A 20,034-nucleotide genomic window follows, 5' to 3' on the forward strand; every position below is an offset into this window, starting at 1 on the left:
CCATAGCCTCGATGCAGCAACGCGGAATCAAGGCTGTGGGCTAGATTAATACATATTTGCAAACCTAGTTTGACACATGTATTGGCGTTCTCTAATTAGAGATTTATCCATGCCGTTAGCCAGCCAGTCCATGTTATGTGGCAATAAGCTGTTAATCTGCTCAAATCCGCGATTATTTTTCGATTCCTGCTCTAGATTTGCGAACTTAGCCGTATTTTTCTGCACCGATTCCTGTTTCTCCTGCATGGTAGATACAAGTGGCTTAAGAGGATTACCGTTTGGATTAATTTTATTTTTCACGTTATTCTCTTTTGCTTTATAGCTCTCGGAAATCTCCGTCACTTTTTGCTTATGATTATCATGCAAAGCAGTCTTGGCTTTTTTGGTCAACTTTTTTTCTAGCAATTTATTATTAAGTTCTGCTTCTGCGGCCGCCAATTCTGCGGCTTTTTTTGCTTCAAGCTCGGCCTTCCATCTGTTCTGCATTTCTTCTGTGATATAGGAAGTATTTTCAATGGCATTTGCAGCAAAACTGTACGACTGCTCAATTTTTTTGATGTTATTCAAGGCATCGCTTAAATACTGCATTTCCTGCCGATCTTTTTGAAGTTGATCTCCCCAAGCCTTCCAGCGTTTTTGCGCCTCAGCCTCATTTATTGCCCCAGAGGCAAATTGATGCTTGATTTGGTCGCGGGTTTCGGTACGACAACGCACCAGGGTACTGATTTCCTGATCAATCTGGCTAATATTTTGAATATCGGACTGTATATCTCTTTCAATCGATGCTTGGGCTGAATCTAACTGATTATACAAAGTCTGCATCTTATTTTTCCAATAGGCATCGGCAACGAACCCACCGGAGATACCGCCGACAAAAGAGGAAATCAACACAGCGGTACTATTACCACCTGCCAAAGCAGCCGCCCCTGCTCCCGTTGCCGCCCCCAGAATCACCCCTGCAGCAATTTCGTTCATACGTTGATCTTTATAATAAATGGCGATGTTGTCCAATCTGTCCAGACTAAGATAGCAGGGATCGCTGCCATCGTTATTGCCTATTCGGTTTTGCTTCATAGCACCGGCGCAACCTCCCAGGGCTAATGCGATTGATATGGACAAACATAACCTTCTCAATTTCATAGATCAATCCTCGATGCTCAATTTACATTTGCGGTAAAACTAGGGAGTATTCCCAACTGATAACCACCGGAAGACAGCTCTTCCAGAATAACTTGTTTCAAGGCATCAGTAGCGGGAGCGCCGGCATCCTGAATTGATTTCAGGGTCTTATGCAAGCCTAGTAGGGGATGGTCGCTCAGTATGACCACAAAATGATCACCGCCAAACGGTTCGGTTACTTCCAGGTCGTCTATTTTGTAGGGCCTGTCGAGCGGGATTTGCAGAATATCAGTCTGCAATACTGGATAAAGGAAGTTTAAAGTCCCGTCAACCGCAAGGTTGAATACAGTTAAAAATGGATTACGTATTTGCTCGACTTGAATTGCCAGCTTATCGCCCTTTTTATGCAATTTGTCGTCAGGTAGCAGTCGCACAGCCAAACTCCCGTCATTGATACATTTAAAACTCTCAACGAGTCGATATTTGTTAATCACGCCTTGCAGATTCTTTACCAGTGGTAAAGAATCATCCTTGCCGATTCTGGCAATACCACGAGTTTGGCCGTCATCTTTGCTAAAATGGTACACCACATCACTAAACTCATTACGGATTAGGTTGTTTCCCACATCCCATTCCAAAGAAGCTTTAACTTTATCGGCTACTTTATAACCGGACAGTTGCTTGAGTACAGAATTGGCAAATTCGAGTTGATTGCTGTCCGCCTTGATTCCCAGTGCCAGAGCACCTTGGCCAATGTCTCGCATGGTTTTTGTCACATTGGATTGCTTATTCCGATAGCCGTCTACAGCTGTCTGAATACCAGTTAATAACTCGCCTAACGCTGCATCAGCTTCGTTTAGGCGCTTATACCCGCGCGTTGTTGTTTCCCCAGATCCGGCAAACGCGGCCACAATATTGTTGTTTTTGTCGACAAGCCGGTGTTTGTCTACATCCCAAAACAAATCGGCATTTTGCTTGTCTGTGGTCGCCACGTTTTTTAGATTGGCTAGTACGAAGTTTACGGCAGTATCATTGCCTGAGATATTTACCACCGCAAATCCGAGGCTTGTACCGCCTGAACCAGAAATTGCCTTGTTTGGCGAAACTCTGAACAATTCCCGGTCATTTATGAAATTGATTTCAGGATGTTGTATCCCTTCGGTTTGCATTTTGACTTTTTCGTTAAGATACGGCTTTAGCTCGCTCAAACTAACCGCGCCGTCCCGGTTGAAATCAGCCTCTCCCAATATACCCTTGGCGAAAAACCAACTTAATGCGCCATGCGGCGTATTTTCAATTCTCACTTCCGGCACTTCCTCATTGTCGTGCACACCAGAAATTGATATCACGTGCGTCAAAACGTTTTTTTGTTCGTCTACCATTTGAGGATTAGCGGGGAGGGGAAGGGCGTCTTGCTGAATGCCCTTGATAGTGACTCGGCGGCGCTTTAATTTCGAAGTTTGATAGGCTCGGGTCATGGTGCCGGAATGACAGGAGTCGGAAATCAGAACGATATTCAAATCCGGTCTTTTACCAAACCATTCCCATAAATCATCGTCAACTATACGTTCAAAGGTATTTTTACCGCTTTCAGCAAATTTGCCCAAAACGTAAAACTCATCCAGACCATCAGTTTCCGAGCCTTTTATCCGTTCAGGAAGCTGAGAACCATGCCCGGCATAACTTAAATACACCGAATCTCCGGTTTTGGCCTGCTTGGAGATTTCGTCCCAGGCGTTTTTTATGTTGTTCCGACTAGCCTGATCGTTAACGAGCGTAATGACGTGCTTAACTCCAGCGCTTTTCAATGCCTCAGCCACCACCTTGGCATCATTGACCGCACCATCCAGCGAGTTGAAATCTTTGTATTTATCGACCCCCACCACTAGTGCGAAATTTTCCGCCTGAGCCATGGCTACAGCACCAAGACACCATAAACCGCTACTTACTAAAAGCAATCTATTCATAATGAGTAATATCGAAATTTAAAATGTCACCGCCCTGTACCAACTGAAACCGGGCTTTTTGTTTATACAAAGTTTGATTTTGCGTGACCTTATCGATCCGGCGTTGAACGAAACTACCCAGATTCAAACTGTCCACCACATTGTCGTCTGCGCGATGGGCTAGGCCATTGAGACCTTCCAGCACCACATGAGCAAACAGGCCATTGTCATCCGTTTGCCCATTGGCTGATTTGAATTGATCTTGCCCCTCCTGATCTTCTCCGGCGGCAGCCAGGATGAAAATATTATCCCCTAGCTGGTGTTTGATCTTATCGAAGCCGATTATGTCTTGCTGTATGCCATCCAGGGTAACTGCCCCAGAATGGCAACTATCAAGAAACACGAATACACGATTGGTTTTTTCCAATTTGGCAATATTCCGTTTTAACACAGCCTGGGAAATTGCACTCCCGGCTAAATTGTCATCATTAACATCGACCGGAATAAAATAAAAATCGTTTTCGTATTTCAATCCGTGACCGGCAAAATAAATCAAAACTGAGTCTTCCGGCCGAAGAAGGGCGGCCAATTTATCGAAACTAGCTTCAATATTACTAAGGGTGGCTTGCTCGTCGAAAAGTGTAATCGGCACAAATCCACCATACGCAGTGCTTTTGCGTTTCTGCAACGCAGCTACTACATCCTTGGCATCTTTAACTGCAAATTTAAGCTGATTGGGTTCCCGATAGCGGTCGATACCGATCGCCAGTACAGCAAGCTTGGGTTTAACGCCTTCTGCTTCAGCAGGAGGCGTCACATCCGGCGGATTAATCAATTCAATTGAACCGGATACCGCCGCCGCTCCACCGGATTGTTCATAAGCTTGAACGCTGATTGAATTATTACCGGGCTGCAAGTAAACTCGCTGTTTGTAATAATTGCCACCAGCAGTAGCGACATTTTCCGGCAACGGCTTCAAAGTGTGGCGGATCTGGTTATTGACATAAATATCAATATCCCCAGAACCTCCTGATCTTGGATTTACCCGAAAATACAAATCAATAAAATGCGTCAATCCCGCTAACTGATTTCGGTAGGTGCTGGATTTTACCGATGCCTTGCGCAAGAAACCTCGGGTTTGCCCCTGACCGGCTATTTCTTGGCATGAGGCAGGATCAGGATCCGGATTACTTTGATTTTCGGCAACTATAGGCGAGCGGGTGGCGGAAGGTGTTGCAGATAGGCCAAACAGATTCTGACACCATTGCAAGAACAGTTCTAAATAATATGTGAAGCGCTCCAACCACCCCAACTCACTCAGGGTCACTGTTGGTTCGGTTTGTACAGAAGGAACGCAATATTTCGCCAGATTAATCAGTGGAATTGCCTTGTTGTTGAAGCGCTCGTCGGCTTTTTGAATTGTTTGCAATCGCTGATTGATTCCCTCTTCCTGCCGCAGCAATTTCGACTTTATCAGTTCCGGGGAGTAATATAATTGATAAACCTGTGAGAACTCTATCCACTCCGGTCGCTTATCTTCGCCCTTATTTAAATGATAACCGGCCAGCTTTTCTCCACCCCCGTCAGAATTACCAAAAAAACCTTCCTCGGTCCAGATAATCCAATCTTTGCCCTCGTTATAGGGAAACAGCGTCGCCAACTCCCGTAATTCCTCATTATTTTCCAAGCTGTACCATCGGATGGTGCCATCCCCAAGTGCCGCTAACGCTAATTTACCATTCCCGGCTATGTTTACTGCGTAGACGGCCGCCGGAGTGTATATTTTTTTAATTTGCCTGCCATCGGCAGCATATACGCGTAAATTATAATTAGTACCCAGCAAGGCATGGTCACCCGTACTGGAAACTGCCGCCGCATAGGCCAGCTCATAACGTTCGAACTCTGGTGTCACACCATTAATTAAAGGCAAACCCCGCCGCCAATCTTTGACCTTGAGTGAGCCTGCTTCAGTGGATGGTGAACTTAACTGAGCCAAAACATCGGCAGAAGTATCATCGTGAAACTCCAGAGTATTAACATCAAAACTGAATACCTTATCTGAAGTTGCATCTGCACTGTAGGCTATCGTCAACCCATTCCCAGAAACTGCAAAAATCTTCCCAGGCAACTCAACCGCCCGGGCATCCCACAATTGCGCTTGGTGTTTATAGAGTTCATTGTCCTGATCAATCGCTGCCCATGCCGGCTCTGCGGAGCTGTAAAAAGCTTTGGGACTATCTTCTGTGACTTGTGCAAGGCTAATAATATCGGTTACGGTATTGCTTCCAGCTTTAATATCGTTGTATTCGTTTTTACCGGCATCCGACCAATGACGAATAATGTAATAACCATCTATATTTTGCAAATTACCGCCGGCATACAAGCCATTTGCAACAGTTTTGTCCCATGCCACAATTGAAGCATTGGCATGCGTGCTAGCCAAGGCGTTATCCAGCACCAATGATCCAGTTAGATTAAGTTGGGTGTCTAATATATCCACCCGCAATGCATTGGCATAACCCACCGCCAATTTTTGGCCATCAGCCGAATACGAAACGGAAGCCGGTTTCAACCCGGCGTGAGGAGCGATTTTCTTGATTAGTTTAAAATCGCTACCATAAACGCGAATAAATCCATCGTAGGAAGCACTAACCATGTGTCCGTTTTGGTCAAAATCCAGCCAATTGACCCGGTCATCATAATCTTGATCCTGCCCTACCAATTTGCCCGTTTGGCTGTCCCAAATTCTAACACCATAACCACCGGCAAAGGCTGCGGCGAAATATTTGCCATCGGGACTATAACTTAAATGATAAATTGCGCTAGGCTGCCCTGAAATTCGGGCTTTTAATAGCCTTTCAGCAGTATCGAAAACATAGATAGAAAATAATTGCTCTGCATCGCCAGTTGCACCCGCAGTGATTACAGTCTTGCCGTCAGGCGAAACTGCTACCGCATACAAAGCACCCTTAAGCTGTTCATCGATAGGTACTCGCAGGGTGGTGTAATGCGTGCCTTCAGGCAAATTCCAAAGCCGGAGGGTTTTATCGTCCGAAACTGTTGCCAGTAATTTACCCGCTTTATCAGCAGCCATACGATTAATCATAGCCGTATGTTGACCAACTTCAATACGTAACAATGGCTTTTCTGGATAATTATCCGCATTTGTTACACTGGCGAAAACAATCAGCAATACGAAATAAATACGCATATACGATTCCAATTATTTAAATGCATTAAGTAGGTATGCTAAAGCTGTTCCCTGGAGCATTGCCTAAGCATCTTAAAAAATTACTATTTAAAACACAAGTAAATAATTTTCGTATTCGTTTCTAGCCCCCAGGATACTAATAAGTAAACTTTGAAAATTGGATATCAAGAATAATTTTCTGATTTTTGTTTAACTGATAAACACTGTGGCTAAGAGTATTATGCTAGACTCATGGAGATATTTACCGCCATCAAAGGGAATGATTGGCGCTAGTAGACAGGATAAAATAAACACCGTTTTATCAATATGCCGACTGTGCTGGAAAACGGCCAAATCAGCAATCAGGTGAGTTGCTGGCCTCGTATCCTGGTGATTAAAAAAAACCATAGCCTCGATGCAGCAACGCGGAATCGAGGGTTTTGGCTTGCCGGATACCCAGGCGCGGCCTTCGCGACCATTCCCGTTCAGCATACCCACCCCTTGATGCAGCAAAGCAGCGCCAGTTGGTCTCGGCTCAATACCCTCGAACCTTCACTCAATCCCGGCCCGGTACAAGCGGCGTTTCAGCTCGGCTATTTCTTCCTGCATATCCGCTACCAGTGCCGCCAGTTCCGGCACCGCATCAAAATCCCGCTCCAGCACCAAAATCCGTTGCACCCTGATGCGGTTGCGATATGAAAATCGCCACTGGCTTTGCTCCGGGTTTAAAGGCTCCAGCAGGCCTTCCTGAACATGCTGAATCAGCCAGTCCGGATGCACCGCACAACTTACGGCTAATTCGGCCAGACTCAGCTCGGCTTCGCCAATATCAGGTTCTATTAACTGTTCTGAATGTTGCATATCAACTCCGGGTGTCGCTGCGAGGATTAAACGCCAATTCCTGGGCCATGGTTTCATACAGCTTACGGGCTAACTCCGTGCTGGCTGCCGGTAACACCACCTGAATTTCCAGCAATAAATCACCCGGCGTTTTACTGGGAATACCTTTGCCGCGTACCCGCAACTGCTGACCGCTTTGGGTGCCTTCCGGGATGCGCACCCTGAGCTCCTTACCAAATACATCCACACTGATCTGAGAGCCTAAAGCCGCTTCCCAAGGTGTAACCGGCAATTTCAGATATAGATTGCTGCCGTCCACCCGAAATCGGGGGTGGGGATTAAAATGCAATTCCAGCAATAAATCTCCCGCTGCACCGTTACCCGTACCCGGAGCACCTTGGCCGGCCAGACGCATGATCTGGCCTTCGTAAACACCTTGGGGGATTTTTACACTTAAAGTATGATTGGCTAGACCCACTCTGCCTTGAGCATCAACCTTCGGCACCCGCAGCGATATTTGCCGGGTTGCACCATTAAACGCATCTTCCAGCTCCAGCAGAATTTTGGCATGATGATCTTCACCGCGCTGATTAAAGTGATGACCATGGCCAGCACCGGCGTGACTGCCGCCTGAGCCCATACGGCCAAACAAATCGCTGAATAAATCACTGAAATTCATGCCATCAGCACCGGAATATTCAAAACCGGCATCCCAATTAGGCGGCGGCTTAAATTCTTCGCCGGGACGATAACCCTGGCCCAGCTGGTCGTACGCAGCGCGTTTTTCCACGTCCGACAGCACGGCATAAGCCTCGTTAAGCTCTTTCATTCGGGCTTCGGCATCGGCTTCTTTGGAAACATCCGGGTGATATTTGCGCGCTAGTTTGCGAAACGCCTTTTTAATGTCAGCCTGCACCGCCGTGCGGTCTACACCCAAGATTTGATAATAATCCTTGTATTGCACGCAATAGCTCCCGGTTTATGGAAATTGGAATATTATTCAGCAAAGTTTCAATGTAGTTACCGGAAAACGAGGCACTAGATTGACATGAATTTTGACGATTAAACATAAGGTTACAAGATCTGGCGTTTTTTGCCGAAGCAAAATAGCTTCCCAGTTCGGCATGCTTCGCTAATCCTGTAGTTTAATCACCGCTATCCTAGCAATCTGTACGCTATCGCACATTTGGCAATCAGATCAAACCATGATTTATCTATGCCTTAAATATAAACATGCTTTATGAAAGGGCAGGCGCATCAACTCTGTTAAAATGTCGGTTTACCCTTATAAAGGGTACTTCCATACAATCTATCGGAAATTTCGTGATCTCAACAGCTAATATCACCATGCAGTTCGGGGCAAAGCCCCTGTTTGAAAACATTTCAGTCAAATTTGGTAACGGCAATCGTTTTGGCTTGATCGGGGCCAATGGCTGCGGCAAATCTACCTTTATGAAAATCCTCAGCGGTGATTTGGAGCCTTCCGCCGGCAACGTCAGCATTACTCCCAACGAACGCATCGGCGTGTTGCGGCAGGATCAATTTGCTTACGAAGAATACCGGGTACTGGATACCGTCATCATGGGTCACAAGGAACTATGGGAGGTCAAACAGGAGCGTGACCGCATTTATGCCTTACCGGAAATGTCCGAAGAAGAGGGGATGCGTGTAGCCGAACTGGAAGTAGAATTTGCCGAAATGGATGGCTACACGGCTGAATCACGCGCCGGTGAGTTATTGCTGGGTCTGGATATTCCCCTGGAACAACACGACGGCCTCATGTCTGCCGTGGCACCAGGCTGGAAACTAAGGGTACTGCTGGCCCAGGTATTGTTTGCCGATCCCGACATCATGCTGCTGGACGAGCCCACCAACAACCTGGATATCAACACCATCCGCTGGGTGGAAAACATACTTAACGAACGCGAATCCACCATGGTGATAATTTCCCATGACCGCCACTTTCTTAACAGCGTCTGCACCGATATGGCTGATCTGGATTACGGTGAGTTGCGGGTTTACCCCGGCAATTATGATGATTACATGATCGCCGTTACCAGCGTCCGGGATAGTTTGTTAGCCAGTAACAGCAAGAAAAAAGCCAAGATCGCCGAGTTACAAACCTTCGTCAGCCGTTTTTCTGCCAATGCCTCAAAAGCCAAGCAGGCCACTTCACGGGCCAAGCAGATAGACAAAATCAAACTGGATGAAGTCAAACCATCCAGCCGGGTTAATCCCTTTATTCGGTTTGATCAAACCAAAAAGCTGTATCGTGTGGTTCTGGAAGTAGAGGAAGTCAGCAAAGGCTATGGTGAAGCCCCGTTATTCAAAGATTTGAGTTTGATGATAGGCGTGGGTGAGCGCGTTGCCGTGATCGGCCCCAACGGCATTGGTAAATCAACGCTGTTAAAAACCCTGGCCGGCGATTTAAGCCCCGATGCCGGGATTGTAAAATGGTCGGAAAACGTGGAATTGGGCTATTTTGCCCAGGATCACGCCGAAAGTTTTGCGGAAGACTTGTCACTGATAGAATGGATGGGGCAATGGCGCAAGGAGTCCGATGATGATCAGATGATACGCGGCACATTGGGGCGCTTGTTATTCTCTCAGGATGATATTCATAAATCCGTCAAAGTATTATCAGGCGGCGAACAGGGCCGAATGTTATTCGGCAAATTAATGCTGCAAAAAGCCAACATCATGATCCTGGATGAACCCACCAACCATCTGGATATGGAATCCATCGAATCGCTAAATACTGCGCTGGAAAGTTACCCCGGCACCCTGATTTTTGTCAGTCATGACCGCGAGTTCGTCTCGTCTCTGGCTACCCGCATCATAGAATTAACCCCACAGGGTGTTGTTGATTACCAGGGCGATTACGAAGAGTATTTGCGAAGTCAGGATATTGTTTAAGCTTATTGACTGCCTCTGATAGTAAAACGGGATTTAAGCCTAAGCTGGCTAAATCCCGTATTGTTTCAACTTAATGCCACAGGCCCCCAAGGGTAAGCACCGGGTGGCGCAACGTTAACCAGCTTTTCGTTGACAAATTCGTAAAAACCACGTTCCGATAGCTCACGGCCAAATCCGGAATTCTTGATCCCACCAAACGGAAGTTCCGGCCCAGTCCAGACCGGTTGGTTGATAAACACCATCCCTGTTTCAATTTTCGCCGCTAAGTTTTGACCGTGTTCGATATCCGCTGTAAAAATGGATGCGCCGAGTCCAAACGGCGTTGCATTGGCTAATTCAATAGCCTGTGCTTCGTTATCAACCACATAAAAAGCCGCCACTGGGCCAAATAGCTCTTGAGTATAAATCGGATTGTTTTCGTTAATGCCGCTTAGTATTGTGGGCTCTAGAAAATAACCCGGCCTATCGATTCTATTTCCGCCAACTACGATTTTTGCCCCGGCTTTTTGGGCCTGATCAATCTGATCAAGCAGCAGATTCAGCGCTTTTTCCGAGGAAAGCGGTGCCAATGTCGTGCTTGGATTCATCGGGTCGCCGGCAGTAAAAGAACCCATCCGCTTAACGAACCCAGCTAAGAAATGCTGCCCGCGCTCCTGCCCAACCACGATGATGCGTTTGGAAGCAACGCAACACTGACCGGCATTAAACATACGGCCAAATAGGGCACTGTCCAGGGTGGCTTCAAGTGGGGCATCTGCAAGGACAATCAGCGGGTCGCTGCCCCCCATTTCCGCAACTACTTTTTTCAAAGCGCGACCAGCCCGCTCAGCCACCGCAGCACCCGCCCGTTCACTACCGGTTACTGTGACCCCGCGCACCCGCTGATCCTCAATAACGCGACCGATTTGGTCGATACTGACAAACAAATTGGTATAAACCCCAGTCGGCGCACCGGCCTCTTCGAACAGCCTAGCCAAAGCCAGGGCCGACTGTGGAACATTTTCCGCGTGTTTCAGCAGCAGCACATTGCCGGCCATCAACTGCGGGCCCGCCACACGGGCAACCTGGTAATAAGGAAAATTCCAGGGTTCTATACCCAGCACCACACCGATAGGCTCAATCAGCACTTTCGCGTTTGGTGATTCTGCTAATGCTTTCGGGGCCAAATAAGCTTTCGCGTGTTTGGCATAGTACTGCAGTATTCCAGCCGTAATATCCACTTCTGCGTAAGCTTCGCCGATCAGCTTACCCATTTCTAAGGTCAAATATTGCGCGTACTCTTGTTTTCTTTCCAGCAGTATGTCAGCTGCCTTAAACACAATCTTGGCCCGTTCGTCGATGGAACGCAGCCGCCAGTCCCTATAGGCCTGGTCGGCATTCGCAATGGCAAGCTCCAGATCTGAATCGGATAGTTCTGGATAAGATGCCAGTAATTCGCCGGTTGCCGGATTAATCGTTTGATAAGCCATATTTTGCACCCCTGTATAGTCAAGTCCGTCTTGCTTAGTAATACTTAGCAAGACGGATAACCTGATTTGATCTGGTCAGGATAACGATGATAGTCAGTCGAAGTGACCGGCTCAGGTGGAGACGGTCACTCAATTTTTAGCTAACCCGTCACACCTGGCGTTAATAAAAACTGGCCCGCAGGCAGCTTTTCCTGATACGGGTAAGGACTGGCCTTGTTTTCCGCCACCCAACGTTTTTCTGCTATCGATTCAAACGGTGGCGGCAGTTCACCTTGCAAGGACCAAAGGTCAAATGGGGTTTCATCAATGGAAATTTCCCAATCGAAACCACGCTGCTTCACAAAAGGAGCAATTACCTCGTCCAGGGTTCGCATCCACCACTCGCGGATAATAGCGCCGGGTAAAGTGCGGGCTATTTGGTCAACCTTAAAGCGAATAAACTTGTCATTACGCTCTCCACCAACAAAACAATTGCCTTGTTCCACTGTTTCGAAAATAACCACGGCATAAAATTTGGGGATAGGCACACCCGCATAAACGTTAGTAATGCGTTCAGCCAATTCTTGTTTGTCTTCGGCGCTAAAAGCACCGCTAGGATGATAAACTTTCCACAAGGGCATGTTGTTGTCTCCAGTAAACTGAAATTTATAATTAATTATCCAAACCTTACTCAGGTGATTATTGTCTACCTTAGTATTTATGAATAAGCTCGTTGGGAACGGACATTTATTCTGCGAAGAAATACTGAGTGCTATTGAGGGAAACTGACACCAGATATTTATATACCGTTCGGTACAAAATATTACAGACAACATATAGCCATGTCAACTGGGACAAATGAAAAAACTTCTATGCTTTTATTTAAGCCATGTTTGCTAGAGCAAGATCGGCTAATTTGGCAGCCCGTAGCCTCGATGCAACGCAGTGGAATCGAGGGATTCGCAGCGTAACCTTTAAATATTCTTCAATTAATCGATGATAGACACCAATCGGTGGAATATGTTCAGCTATTCCACCTTATGAAAACCAACATGCCCCTTATGGCCTTAAAAATATGACCAGCGGCTAACCTGATCAACCTACATTTTTGGTTTATGCAGATTTCAACGTAGCCATATCAATGGAAAATCGATACTTTACATCCGACTTCACCAGTCTGTCCTAGGCCGTGTTGACTTCCTGGATCGGGATGACTTCAACATCGGCAGTGATGTTATGCGTGCCGCAGAAATCCAGCATTTCCTGAGTCTCCCTAAGCCCACCAATTATCGAACCGGACAGGCTACGGCGGCCAAACAACAGAGCGAAGGCCGACACCGCCAGTGGCTTTTCAGGCGCGCCCACCAAGGTAATGTTGCCGTCATGACCAAGCAGGTTGAGATAGGCATTGATGTCGTGATCGGCGGCGATAGTATCAAGAATGAAGTCAAAACTGCCTGCGTGGTTTTGCATCTCCTCAACATGGGTGGAAACGATGACTTCGTGCGCACCTAGGCGCAGCGCATCCTTTATTTTACTGGGCGAAGTCGTGATGACCACAACCTGGGCACCAAAAGCACGGGCAAATTTAACGCCCATATGACCCAGTCCGCCGAGTCCGGCCACCCCAATCTTCTTGCCTTTAATGTCGCCCCAACGGCGTATCGGCGAGTAGGTGGTGATTCCAGCACAGAGCAAGGGAGCAACCCCGGCAAGATCAAGGTTTGCGGGTATATGCAGCACGAAGCGTTCATCGACAACAATGCTTTCCGAGTAACCTCCATAGGTAACACCACCCAGATGCTTGTCTGGAGAGTTAAAAGTGAGCGTCTGATGGGGGCATAACTGCTCCAGATTATCCAAGCAATTTGGGCAAGTATGGTCGGAATCCACCAAGCAACCCACACCGGCCAAATCGCCCGGTTTAAAATGAGTAACGGCGAAACCGACCTTGGTGACGCGGCCCACGATTTCATGGCCGGGGACAATCGGGTAGATCGTAGGCATGATGCTACTCCATTCGTTACGCACGGAATGGAGATCTGAGTGGCAAATACCGCAGTAGAGAATATCAATCTGCACATCGCGCTCGGTCGGATTGCGTCTTGGAATAGTGGTTGAAGCCAACGGCGATGTCGCACTGACTGCAGAGTATGCTTTTGCATTGAACATATAATATGCTCCTGTTAATTTAGGTTTAAGTGATAACGGCTTTTTATGCCACGGCTCAGCGGCCAGTTATTTGCTCCAGCTTTTCTGGATAGCGATTTCCTTGCACAGTAATCTGTGCCGCAGCTGTTTCAATATCACGGAGATCAACGGGTGTGAGCTCAACGGCAACAGCGCCAATGTTCTCGTCCAAGCGATGCAGTTTCGTCGTGCCAGGAATGGGCACAATCCACGGCTTCTGTGCCAGCAGCCAGGCCAGCGCAATTTGGGCCGGGGTCGCATGTTTGCGTTCGGCGATCCTGTCCAGCAGATCAACCAGGGCCCGATTGGCCTGCAATGCTTCAGGTGTAAAGCGGGGTAGGGTGCTACGAAAATCGGAACTATCAAAGGTTGTGCTCTGATCGATTTTACCGGTCAAAAAACCTTTGCCCAACGGGCTGTAGGGTACGAGACCGATTCCAAGCTCTTCGAGCGTAGGTATTATTTCCAGCTCAGGACGCCGCCACCACAACGAATATTCGCTTTGGAGGGCGGTAACCGGTTGAACCGCGTGAGCACGGCGTATGGTCTGCGCGCCGGCTTCAGACAGCCCAAAATGTTTGACTTTACCTTGCTGAATCAGATCATTTACTGCGCCGGCAACCTCTTCGATCGGCACATCCGGATCAACGCGGTGCTGATAAAACAGATCAATAGCATCGATTTTAAGTCGTTTTAGCGAGGCCTCAGCCACCACCTTAATATGCTCGGGGCGGCTATTCAAAGCGGGTGCGCCTTTGCTGCCTCTGGGATCAACATTGGTATCGAAACCAAATTTAGTAGCGATGACCACCTGATCACGTAAGGGGGAAAGCGCTTCCCCAACCAATTCTTCATTGATGAACGGCCCATAGACCTCAGCTGTATCAAAGAAGGTAACCCCATGTTCTACGGCTGTGCGCAGCAAGGAGATCATTTCCTGCTTATCCTTGGCTGGACCGTAGGAAAAACTCATTCCCATACAGCCAAGCCCAATAGCCGACACTTCCAAATTACTGTTGCCCAGTTTGCGTTTTTGCATTTTCAATCTCCGGTCTGATAATCAAAGCCTCTCTTGCTTAGAGAGACTAACTCCTTTCCTGATGAGCGCTAGTTTAGCCAGTATCTTGTCAGTTGATTAGCGGGTATAATCGGCATGACTCTATGAGTAGGATTCATGAATGCAACGCCAGAACTACAACGATCTTTTTGCTTTTGTCATGGTGGCGCGGCTAGGGAGTTTTACTAGAGCGGCGGCGCAGCTTGGAGTATCGCAATCGGCGCTGAGCCATACGCTCCGCGCTCTAGAACTAAGGCTAGGCATCAGGCTGCTGACCCGAACTACGCGTAGCGTCTCCCCCACCGAAGCAGGAGCACGCCTACTCTTGACCGTCAGTTCCCGATTCGAGGAGATAGAAGCCGAATTGGCTGCCTTGAGCGAACTTCGCGACAAACCGGCAGGTACGATACGCATCACCACGGCTGAGCATGCCGCCGATTCCATAATCTGGCCCAAGCTGGCCCAATGTCTTGTGGATTACCCTGATATCAAAATCGAGATTAATGTCGACTATGGATTAACCGACATCGTTGCCCAACGCTATGATGCCGGCGTGCGTCTGGGTGATCAGGTGGAAAAAGACATGATAGCCGTACGTATCGGCCCTGATCTGCGCATGGCCGTGGTGGCTGCGCCAAGTTACTTTACCAAACGAGCGCCGCCGCAAACGCCACAAGATTTGGCTACGCACGATTGCATCAATCTACGCTTACCCACCTATGACAGCTTACTGGTTTGGGAATTCGAGCGAAATAATCATGCCCTGAAGGCCCACGTACATGGTCAGTGGGCGTTCAACAACGGCACCGCAATTTTAAGAGCCGCATTGGCTGGATTTGGTTTGGCATACCTGCCGGAGGATATGATAATGCAGCCTATAACTGAAGGCAGGCTTGTCGCTGTTCTTCAGGATTGGTGCCAGGCGTTTCCCGGTTATCACTTGTATTATCCGAATCGCCGGCAATCTTCCCCCGCATTCAAACTAGTGGTAGATGCATTGCGCTACCACGATTAAATCCTGATATTGGTTTTCACGCTTTTGAAGGCTATCTGAACCATACACCAAACCGTACTGCGGTTGCGATGATTACCCCGTAACATACCAAAGCAGCCGCTAATGCAATGAAAATATCGTTACTGGTACCGGAAATATACAACCCGTACCATCCGCCACCCAGTGCCACAATCAGACGGATAACACCACTCAAGATAGGCCAAAACATTCGACCAACTCCCTGAGAGGCAAAATAGAGGGCCAAGCCCAAACCGAAGAATCCATAGCAAGGACCCACTATACGCAAATACGCGCTGCCTACAGCGATCATATCCGGTTCAGCGCTAAATAAGGCCAGCCATTGTTCAGGCCAAATTGCCGCCAAAATGCCGATTATTTCAGTTACCACAAATGCAAACGCACCGCCTGTTAAGGCAATGCTTAAAGCCCGTTGGTGCTGGCCCGCACCTATATTGGTTCCAACCAATGCAACCAGTGGTGCACCAATGCCAAATATTAAAGGGATAAGTAAATATTCAATTCTCGCCCCGGTACCGAATCCGGCTACCGCATTAAAGTCGGCAACCGATGCGACCAATGCAGTTGCGCCTATCATTATCACAGTCGTCAATAGTGAATTGATTGCAGATAGCCCTCCAATATGTAGAATACTATTGATATTTGCCCACCGCAGCCGGACCCACCGAAAGCGTACCGCATTTCGACCGGATATAATGTATCCCCACATAGCTAAACTTCCCAAAAAATAGAAAATTAGCATGGCTATGCCGCCACCGGTAATGCCAAAAGCCGGAATAGGGCCAAAACCGAAAATCAGCAAGGGCGACAGCGGTATCAACAACAAGGTACCAATACAAGTAACCAGCGCCGGGAAAAGCATATTGCCGGTGCCGCGAATTACACTTGCCAGCCCATTCATCAACCACAAAAAGATATTCCCGGCAAAGATTACGTTTGAATAAGTGAGCGCCGCCTGAAGTGTTTCATCTTTGCCGCCCATCGCCCAATAAATTGGCTCACCGAAAATGAGAAACACCAGACTTAAAACCATGCTTGTTACTATATTGATAACTATTGCGTGTAACACCAGTCCGTCTGCCTCTATTTGACGGCCTGCGCCCAGCGCTCTTGCCACTGCCGAAGAGATGCCGCCACCCAAAGAGCCGGCCGAGATCATGGTAAGCAGCATCACCACCGGAAATACCAAAGCCATTCCGGCTAATGATTGCGCGCCAAGTTTGGCTATCCACCAAGTCTCAATCAAACCGGTACTGGCTTGGGCCAGCATAATTAACATATTCGGCCAAGCCAACTTTAGCAGCAGCGGAATGATAGGCGCTTGTAGCAAGTTTAGCGTTCTGGCATCCAGGGATAGGGGTTTTGCCTGGCATTTTTCAGCCGGGCGAGTTGCTGGCGACATGGTTGTTTTACACCTTGTTTTCATCAATTAATCCCCCTTTGTTGTAGTGGAGGCTTATATTTTGTACTATACGGTATAAAATATAAGCCCGACACTTTCCAGTGTCAATAGCTGTGTTTTCTGCCAATTGTTATAATGCTTACCATTTCAACATCAAAAATTTATGTGTTCAGAAATCACAACCACACAACGGGGACGTCCCCGTGCTTTCAATCAGGATCATGCATTGGAGCAAGCGGTGCGGGTATTCTGGAAATATGGCTATGAAGGCGCGTCATTAGGGGCTTTAACCGAAGCAATGGGTATTAATAAACCCAGCATGTATGCCGTGTTCGGAACCAAGGAAGAATTATTCCGCAAGGCTGTGCAGAAATATTTAACCGGACATGTGGCCTTTGTTCCAGAAGCCCTGAATGAACCGCTATTGCATGTCGCTTTGCGAAAATTACTCACCCAATCCATCGCCTTCTTAACCGATAAAAGTCATCCGCTGGGCTGTCTTATCATGCAAGGCGCATTAAATTGTGGCCAAGGTCATGAAAGCATCCAGCAACAACTAATCGCGCAACGCCAAGGTTATGAAAACCTGTTGCGCAAGCGCTTTGAATTAGCGCAAGCACAACAGCAATTAAATGATCAGTTCGATGCGGCGGTAATGGCTAAATATTTTGTCACCGTTCATGAAGGACTATCAGTCCAGGCAACTAGCGGCGCAACCGAGCAGGAATTGCTGGCCGTAATGGAGATTGTACTCAGTCACTTTTAAACCTGAAAAGTTATATACCTAAAGCAACAGACTGGGCTTCCTCAGGATTTCCGCCCGCCGGAAAATGCAACTCAAGCACCGTCCCTTTACCCAGCTCACTACTCACCGTCAGCCAACCGCCATGCAAATCCATAATCGATTTAACAATAGCCAGCCCCAATCCGGTTCCCTGTTCCGAACGCGCCGGATCAACCCGGTAAAATCGGTCAAACAAGAGGGGTAGATGGGCCGCAGCGATACCGCAACCATTATCTGCAACGGATACGACTGTGGTGCCGTTGTCTGCAGAGCTTACCGATAGGCTGATTTCACCACCAGCAGGGGTATGTTGCACGGCGTTCAGCAACACATTACTCAGTACCCGTTTAAATAATTGGCTATCGGCATATAAAACCGCCTGTCCCCGGCAAATCAGACTAATATTTTTTTCCTCGGCCAAGGCTTCGTGGTAACTACAAACCGCTTCCAGCTCCGCCCGACCATTCAGTCCGCTGGTGCGCAAGGCAATCTCGGTATTTTCCGCCCGGGCTAAAAACAGCAGGGTTTCAACGATACGTGACAAGCGGCCATATTCTTCCAGGTTCGATTCCAGTATGTCCCGGTATTCATCGGCAGAGCGGGGTTTGGCTAAAATAACTTCTACTTCGCCCATCAGATTATTGATCGGCGTGCGCAGTTCATGTGCCAGATCAGCTGAAAACTGGTTGAGTTGGGCAAAGGATTTGGCCAGACGCAACAGCATGGCATTAAAAGCAATGGCTAAAGCCGATAATTCCTGGGCTAACTCTGCCGGCTCCAGTTGTTCGTGCAATTGGCTGGCAGTGATGCCTTCCATGTGCAAGACCATTTCGGTTAGTGGACTCAAGCCGCGCCGGGCCACCAATAACGCAGCCAGGGTTGAAAATAACAGTCCCAGCAGCAAGGCCCCGACCAAATTGTGTTGGTAAGCTGTCAACAGAGCGGCCTGATGGCTGGTATCCAGGGCAATTTGGATGGTATGCCCTGATCCGGTTTCCCGCACGGCCATCAGTATAAAGCTGCGGCCATCTGCCAGTTTCGCTATCACACCTTCGGCATTCGCCATCGCTTGAGCTGGCGGAAATGGCAGGGCAGTCATTAAATCCGGGGTTTCGCTTAAAGGCTGTCCAACAGCATCCAGTATCCTTGAATAATAACGCCCCACTGGTAAATTTAGCCCCTCGCCTTGTTCATCTGCCAGACGTTCCAGATTAAAGGGCTGTTCCTGTAACACCGTGTGCAACAACTGGATTTCTTTAATTAAAAACTGCCGGTTCCCCTGATAAAAGTTATCAACCAGAGTCTGATGCAGATACCAGCCTATCGACACTAAAATCAGCACAGCAGACAGCATAGACAACAGGGTCAGACGGGTGGTAATCGACCAAGGTTTAGCGTTCTTCCAGCACATAACCCACCCCCCGCACAGTATGCAGCAGTTTTTGCGGAAACGGATCGTCCAGCTTTTGCCGCAAACGCCGCACTGCCACATCCACGATATTGGTATCACTGTCAAAATGCACATCCCAAACCTGTTCGGCAATCAAAGTTCGCGACAACACTTCCCCTTGTCTTTGCAGAAATAAGGACAGCAGGGCAAATTCTTTGGGTGACAAATCCAGCCGTTGACTATGACGAAACGCCTTGTGCTTCACCGGATCAAGCTGAAGATCAGCTATGCCCAGATGTTCTGCCTGACGCAGCGGCCCCCTGCGTAAAATGGAACGGATCCGCGCCAGCAATTCCACAAAGGCAAATGGTTTAACCAGATAATCGTCTGCGCCCAGTTCCAAACCTTTCACCCGGTCATCCACAGAGTCTCTAGCTGTTAAAAACAATACCGGTGTCAAATTACCGCGTTCCCGCAAGGCTTGCAATACCGACCAGCCATCCCGCAACGGTATCATCACATCCAGAATAATCAGGTCATAAGCTATGCTGTCAGCCAGCAGCAAACCGGTTTCACCATCTGCGCCAATATCGACGATAAAGCCTTGCTCGGTCAGGCCCTTATGTAAATAAGCCGCTGTTTTCTTTTCGTCTTCAATAATCAGGATACGCATAGCTGTCTATTTTTGGCATGAATGAGTAGATGATATCCAGATAAAG

The 20,034-nt window shown here is 47.9% G+C and carries 15 protein-coding genes; 3 read left to right on the plus strand and 12 right to left on the minus strand.

Going from position 1 to position 20,034, the window contains the following annotated elements; genetic code table 11:
- Window positions 1-45: 45 nt before the first annotated feature.
- From KEF85_RS07950 to KEF85_RS07970, 5 genes are all read right to left on the minus strand, one after another.
- Window positions 46-1,140 carry a hypothetical protein gene (locus KEF85_RS07950; RefSeq protein WP_215584776.1) on the minus strand — a complete coding sequence of 365 codons (1,095 nt, stop codon included), beginning with the start codon at window positions 1,138-1,140 and terminating at the stop codon, window positions 46-48.
- A 17-nt stretch (window positions 1,141-1,157) separates the two neighbouring features.
- The gene (locus KEF85_RS07955) at window positions 1,158-3,086 is read right to left on the minus strand and encodes a caspase family protein (protein ID WP_215584778.1); all 1,929 of its coding nucleotides are present in this window, start codon (window positions 3,084-3,086) and stop codon (window positions 1,158-1,160) included.
- Complete coding sequence (locus KEF85_RS07960; protein WP_215584780.1) at window positions 3,079-6,276, minus strand: caspase family protein; 3,198 nt, start codon at window positions 6,274-6,276, stop codon at window positions 3,079-3,081. Before KEF85_RS07960 ends, KEF85_RS07955 begins: the two co-directional genes overlap by 8 nt.
- Before the next feature lie 531 nt (window positions 6,277-6,807).
- Window positions 6,808-7,116 (minus strand): chaperone modulator CbpM, encoded by a 309-nt coding sequence (locus KEF85_RS07965; protein ID WP_215584782.1) that lies wholly within the window; start codon window positions 7,114-7,116, stop codon window positions 6,808-6,810.
- A gap of 1 nt (window position 7,117) precedes the next feature.
- A complete protein-coding gene (locus KEF85_RS07970; RefSeq protein ID WP_215584784.1) occupies window positions 7,118-8,059 on the minus strand; it encodes a DnaJ C-terminal domain-containing protein in 942 nt (313 codons plus the stop codon).
- A 359-nt stretch (window positions 8,060-8,418) separates the two neighbouring features.
- On the opposite strand from KEF85_RS07970, the gene KEF85_RS07975 reads away from it, so the two are divergent.
- The gene (locus KEF85_RS07975; RefSeq protein WP_215584787.1) at window positions 8,419-10,011 is read left to right on the plus strand and encodes an ABC-F family ATPase; all 1,593 of its coding nucleotides are present in this window, start codon (window positions 8,419-8,421) and stop codon (window positions 10,009-10,011) included.
- A gap of 65 nt (window positions 10,012-10,076) precedes the next feature.
- Here the strand turns inward: KEF85_RS07975 and KEF85_RS07980 are convergent, their stop codons facing one another.
- From KEF85_RS07980 to KEF85_RS07995, 4 genes are all read right to left on the minus strand, one after another.
- On the minus strand, window positions 10,077-11,480 hold the full coding sequence (locus tag KEF85_RS07980) for an NAD-dependent succinate-semialdehyde dehydrogenase (protein ID WP_215584789.1): 1,404 nt from the start codon (window positions 11,478-11,480) through the stop codon (window positions 10,077-10,079).
- A gap of 140 nt (window positions 11,481-11,620) precedes the next feature.
- Window positions 11,621-12,100 (minus strand): tautomerase family protein, encoded by a 480-nt coding sequence (locus KEF85_RS07985; RefSeq protein ID WP_215584791.1) that lies wholly within the window; start codon window positions 12,098-12,100, stop codon window positions 11,621-11,623.
- A gap of 541 nt (window positions 12,101-12,641) precedes the next feature.
- On the minus strand, window positions 12,642-13,631 hold the full coding sequence (locus tag KEF85_RS07990) for an NAD(P)-dependent alcohol dehydrogenase (RefSeq protein ID WP_215584793.1): 990 nt from the start codon (window positions 13,629-13,631) through the stop codon (window positions 12,642-12,644).
- A 55-nt stretch (window positions 13,632-13,686) separates the two neighbouring features.
- The gene (locus tag KEF85_RS07995) at window positions 13,687-14,688 is read right to left on the minus strand and encodes an aldo/keto reductase (protein ID WP_215584795.1); all 1,002 of its coding nucleotides are present in this window, start codon (window positions 14,686-14,688) and stop codon (window positions 13,687-13,689) included.
- 139 nt (window positions 14,689-14,827) lie between these two features.
- On the opposite strand from KEF85_RS07995, the gene KEF85_RS08000 reads away from it, so the two are divergent.
- On the plus strand, window positions 14,828-15,721 hold the full coding sequence (locus tag KEF85_RS08000; RefSeq protein ID WP_215584797.1) for a LysR family transcriptional regulator: 894 nt from the start codon (window positions 14,828-14,830) through the stop codon (window positions 15,719-15,721).
- Between the two features lie 31 nt (window positions 15,722-15,752).
- Here KEF85_RS08000 and KEF85_RS08005 read toward each other — a convergent pair whose 3' ends face one another.
- Entirely contained in the window at window positions 15,753-17,141 is a 1,389-nt protein-coding gene (locus KEF85_RS08005; protein WP_215584799.1) for an MATE family efflux transporter, read from the minus strand.
- Window positions 17,142-17,304: 163 nt separating this feature from the next.
- On the opposite strand from KEF85_RS08005, the gene KEF85_RS08010 reads away from it, so the two are divergent.
- Window positions 17,305-17,907, plus strand: a complete 603-nt coding sequence (locus KEF85_RS08010) for a TetR/AcrR family transcriptional regulator (RefSeq protein WP_215584801.1) — start codon at window positions 17,305-17,307, stop codon at window positions 17,905-17,907.
- A gap of 10 nt (window positions 17,908-17,917) precedes the next feature.
- Here the strand turns inward: KEF85_RS08010 and KEF85_RS08015 are convergent, their stop codons facing one another.
- Together KEF85_RS08015 and KEF85_RS08020 are read right to left on the minus strand one after the other, a co-directional pair.
- A complete protein-coding gene (locus tag KEF85_RS08015) occupies window positions 17,918-19,336 on the minus strand; it encodes a heavy metal sensor histidine kinase (protein ID WP_215584803.1) in 1,419 nt (472 codons plus the stop codon).
- The gene (locus tag KEF85_RS08020) at window positions 19,317-19,988 is read right to left on the minus strand and encodes a heavy metal response regulator transcription factor (RefSeq protein WP_215584805.1); all 672 of its coding nucleotides are present in this window, start codon (window positions 19,986-19,988) and stop codon (window positions 19,317-19,319) included. The genes KEF85_RS08015 and KEF85_RS08020 overlap by 20 nt, the downstream gene beginning before the upstream one ends.
- Between the last annotated feature and the right edge of the window lie 46 nt (window positions 19,989-20,034).

Source organism: Methylomonas paludis (assembly GCF_018734325.1).
GTDB classification, from domain to species: domain Bacteria; phylum Pseudomonadota; class Gammaproteobacteria; order Methylococcales; family Methylomonadaceae; genus Methylomonas; species Methylomonas paludis.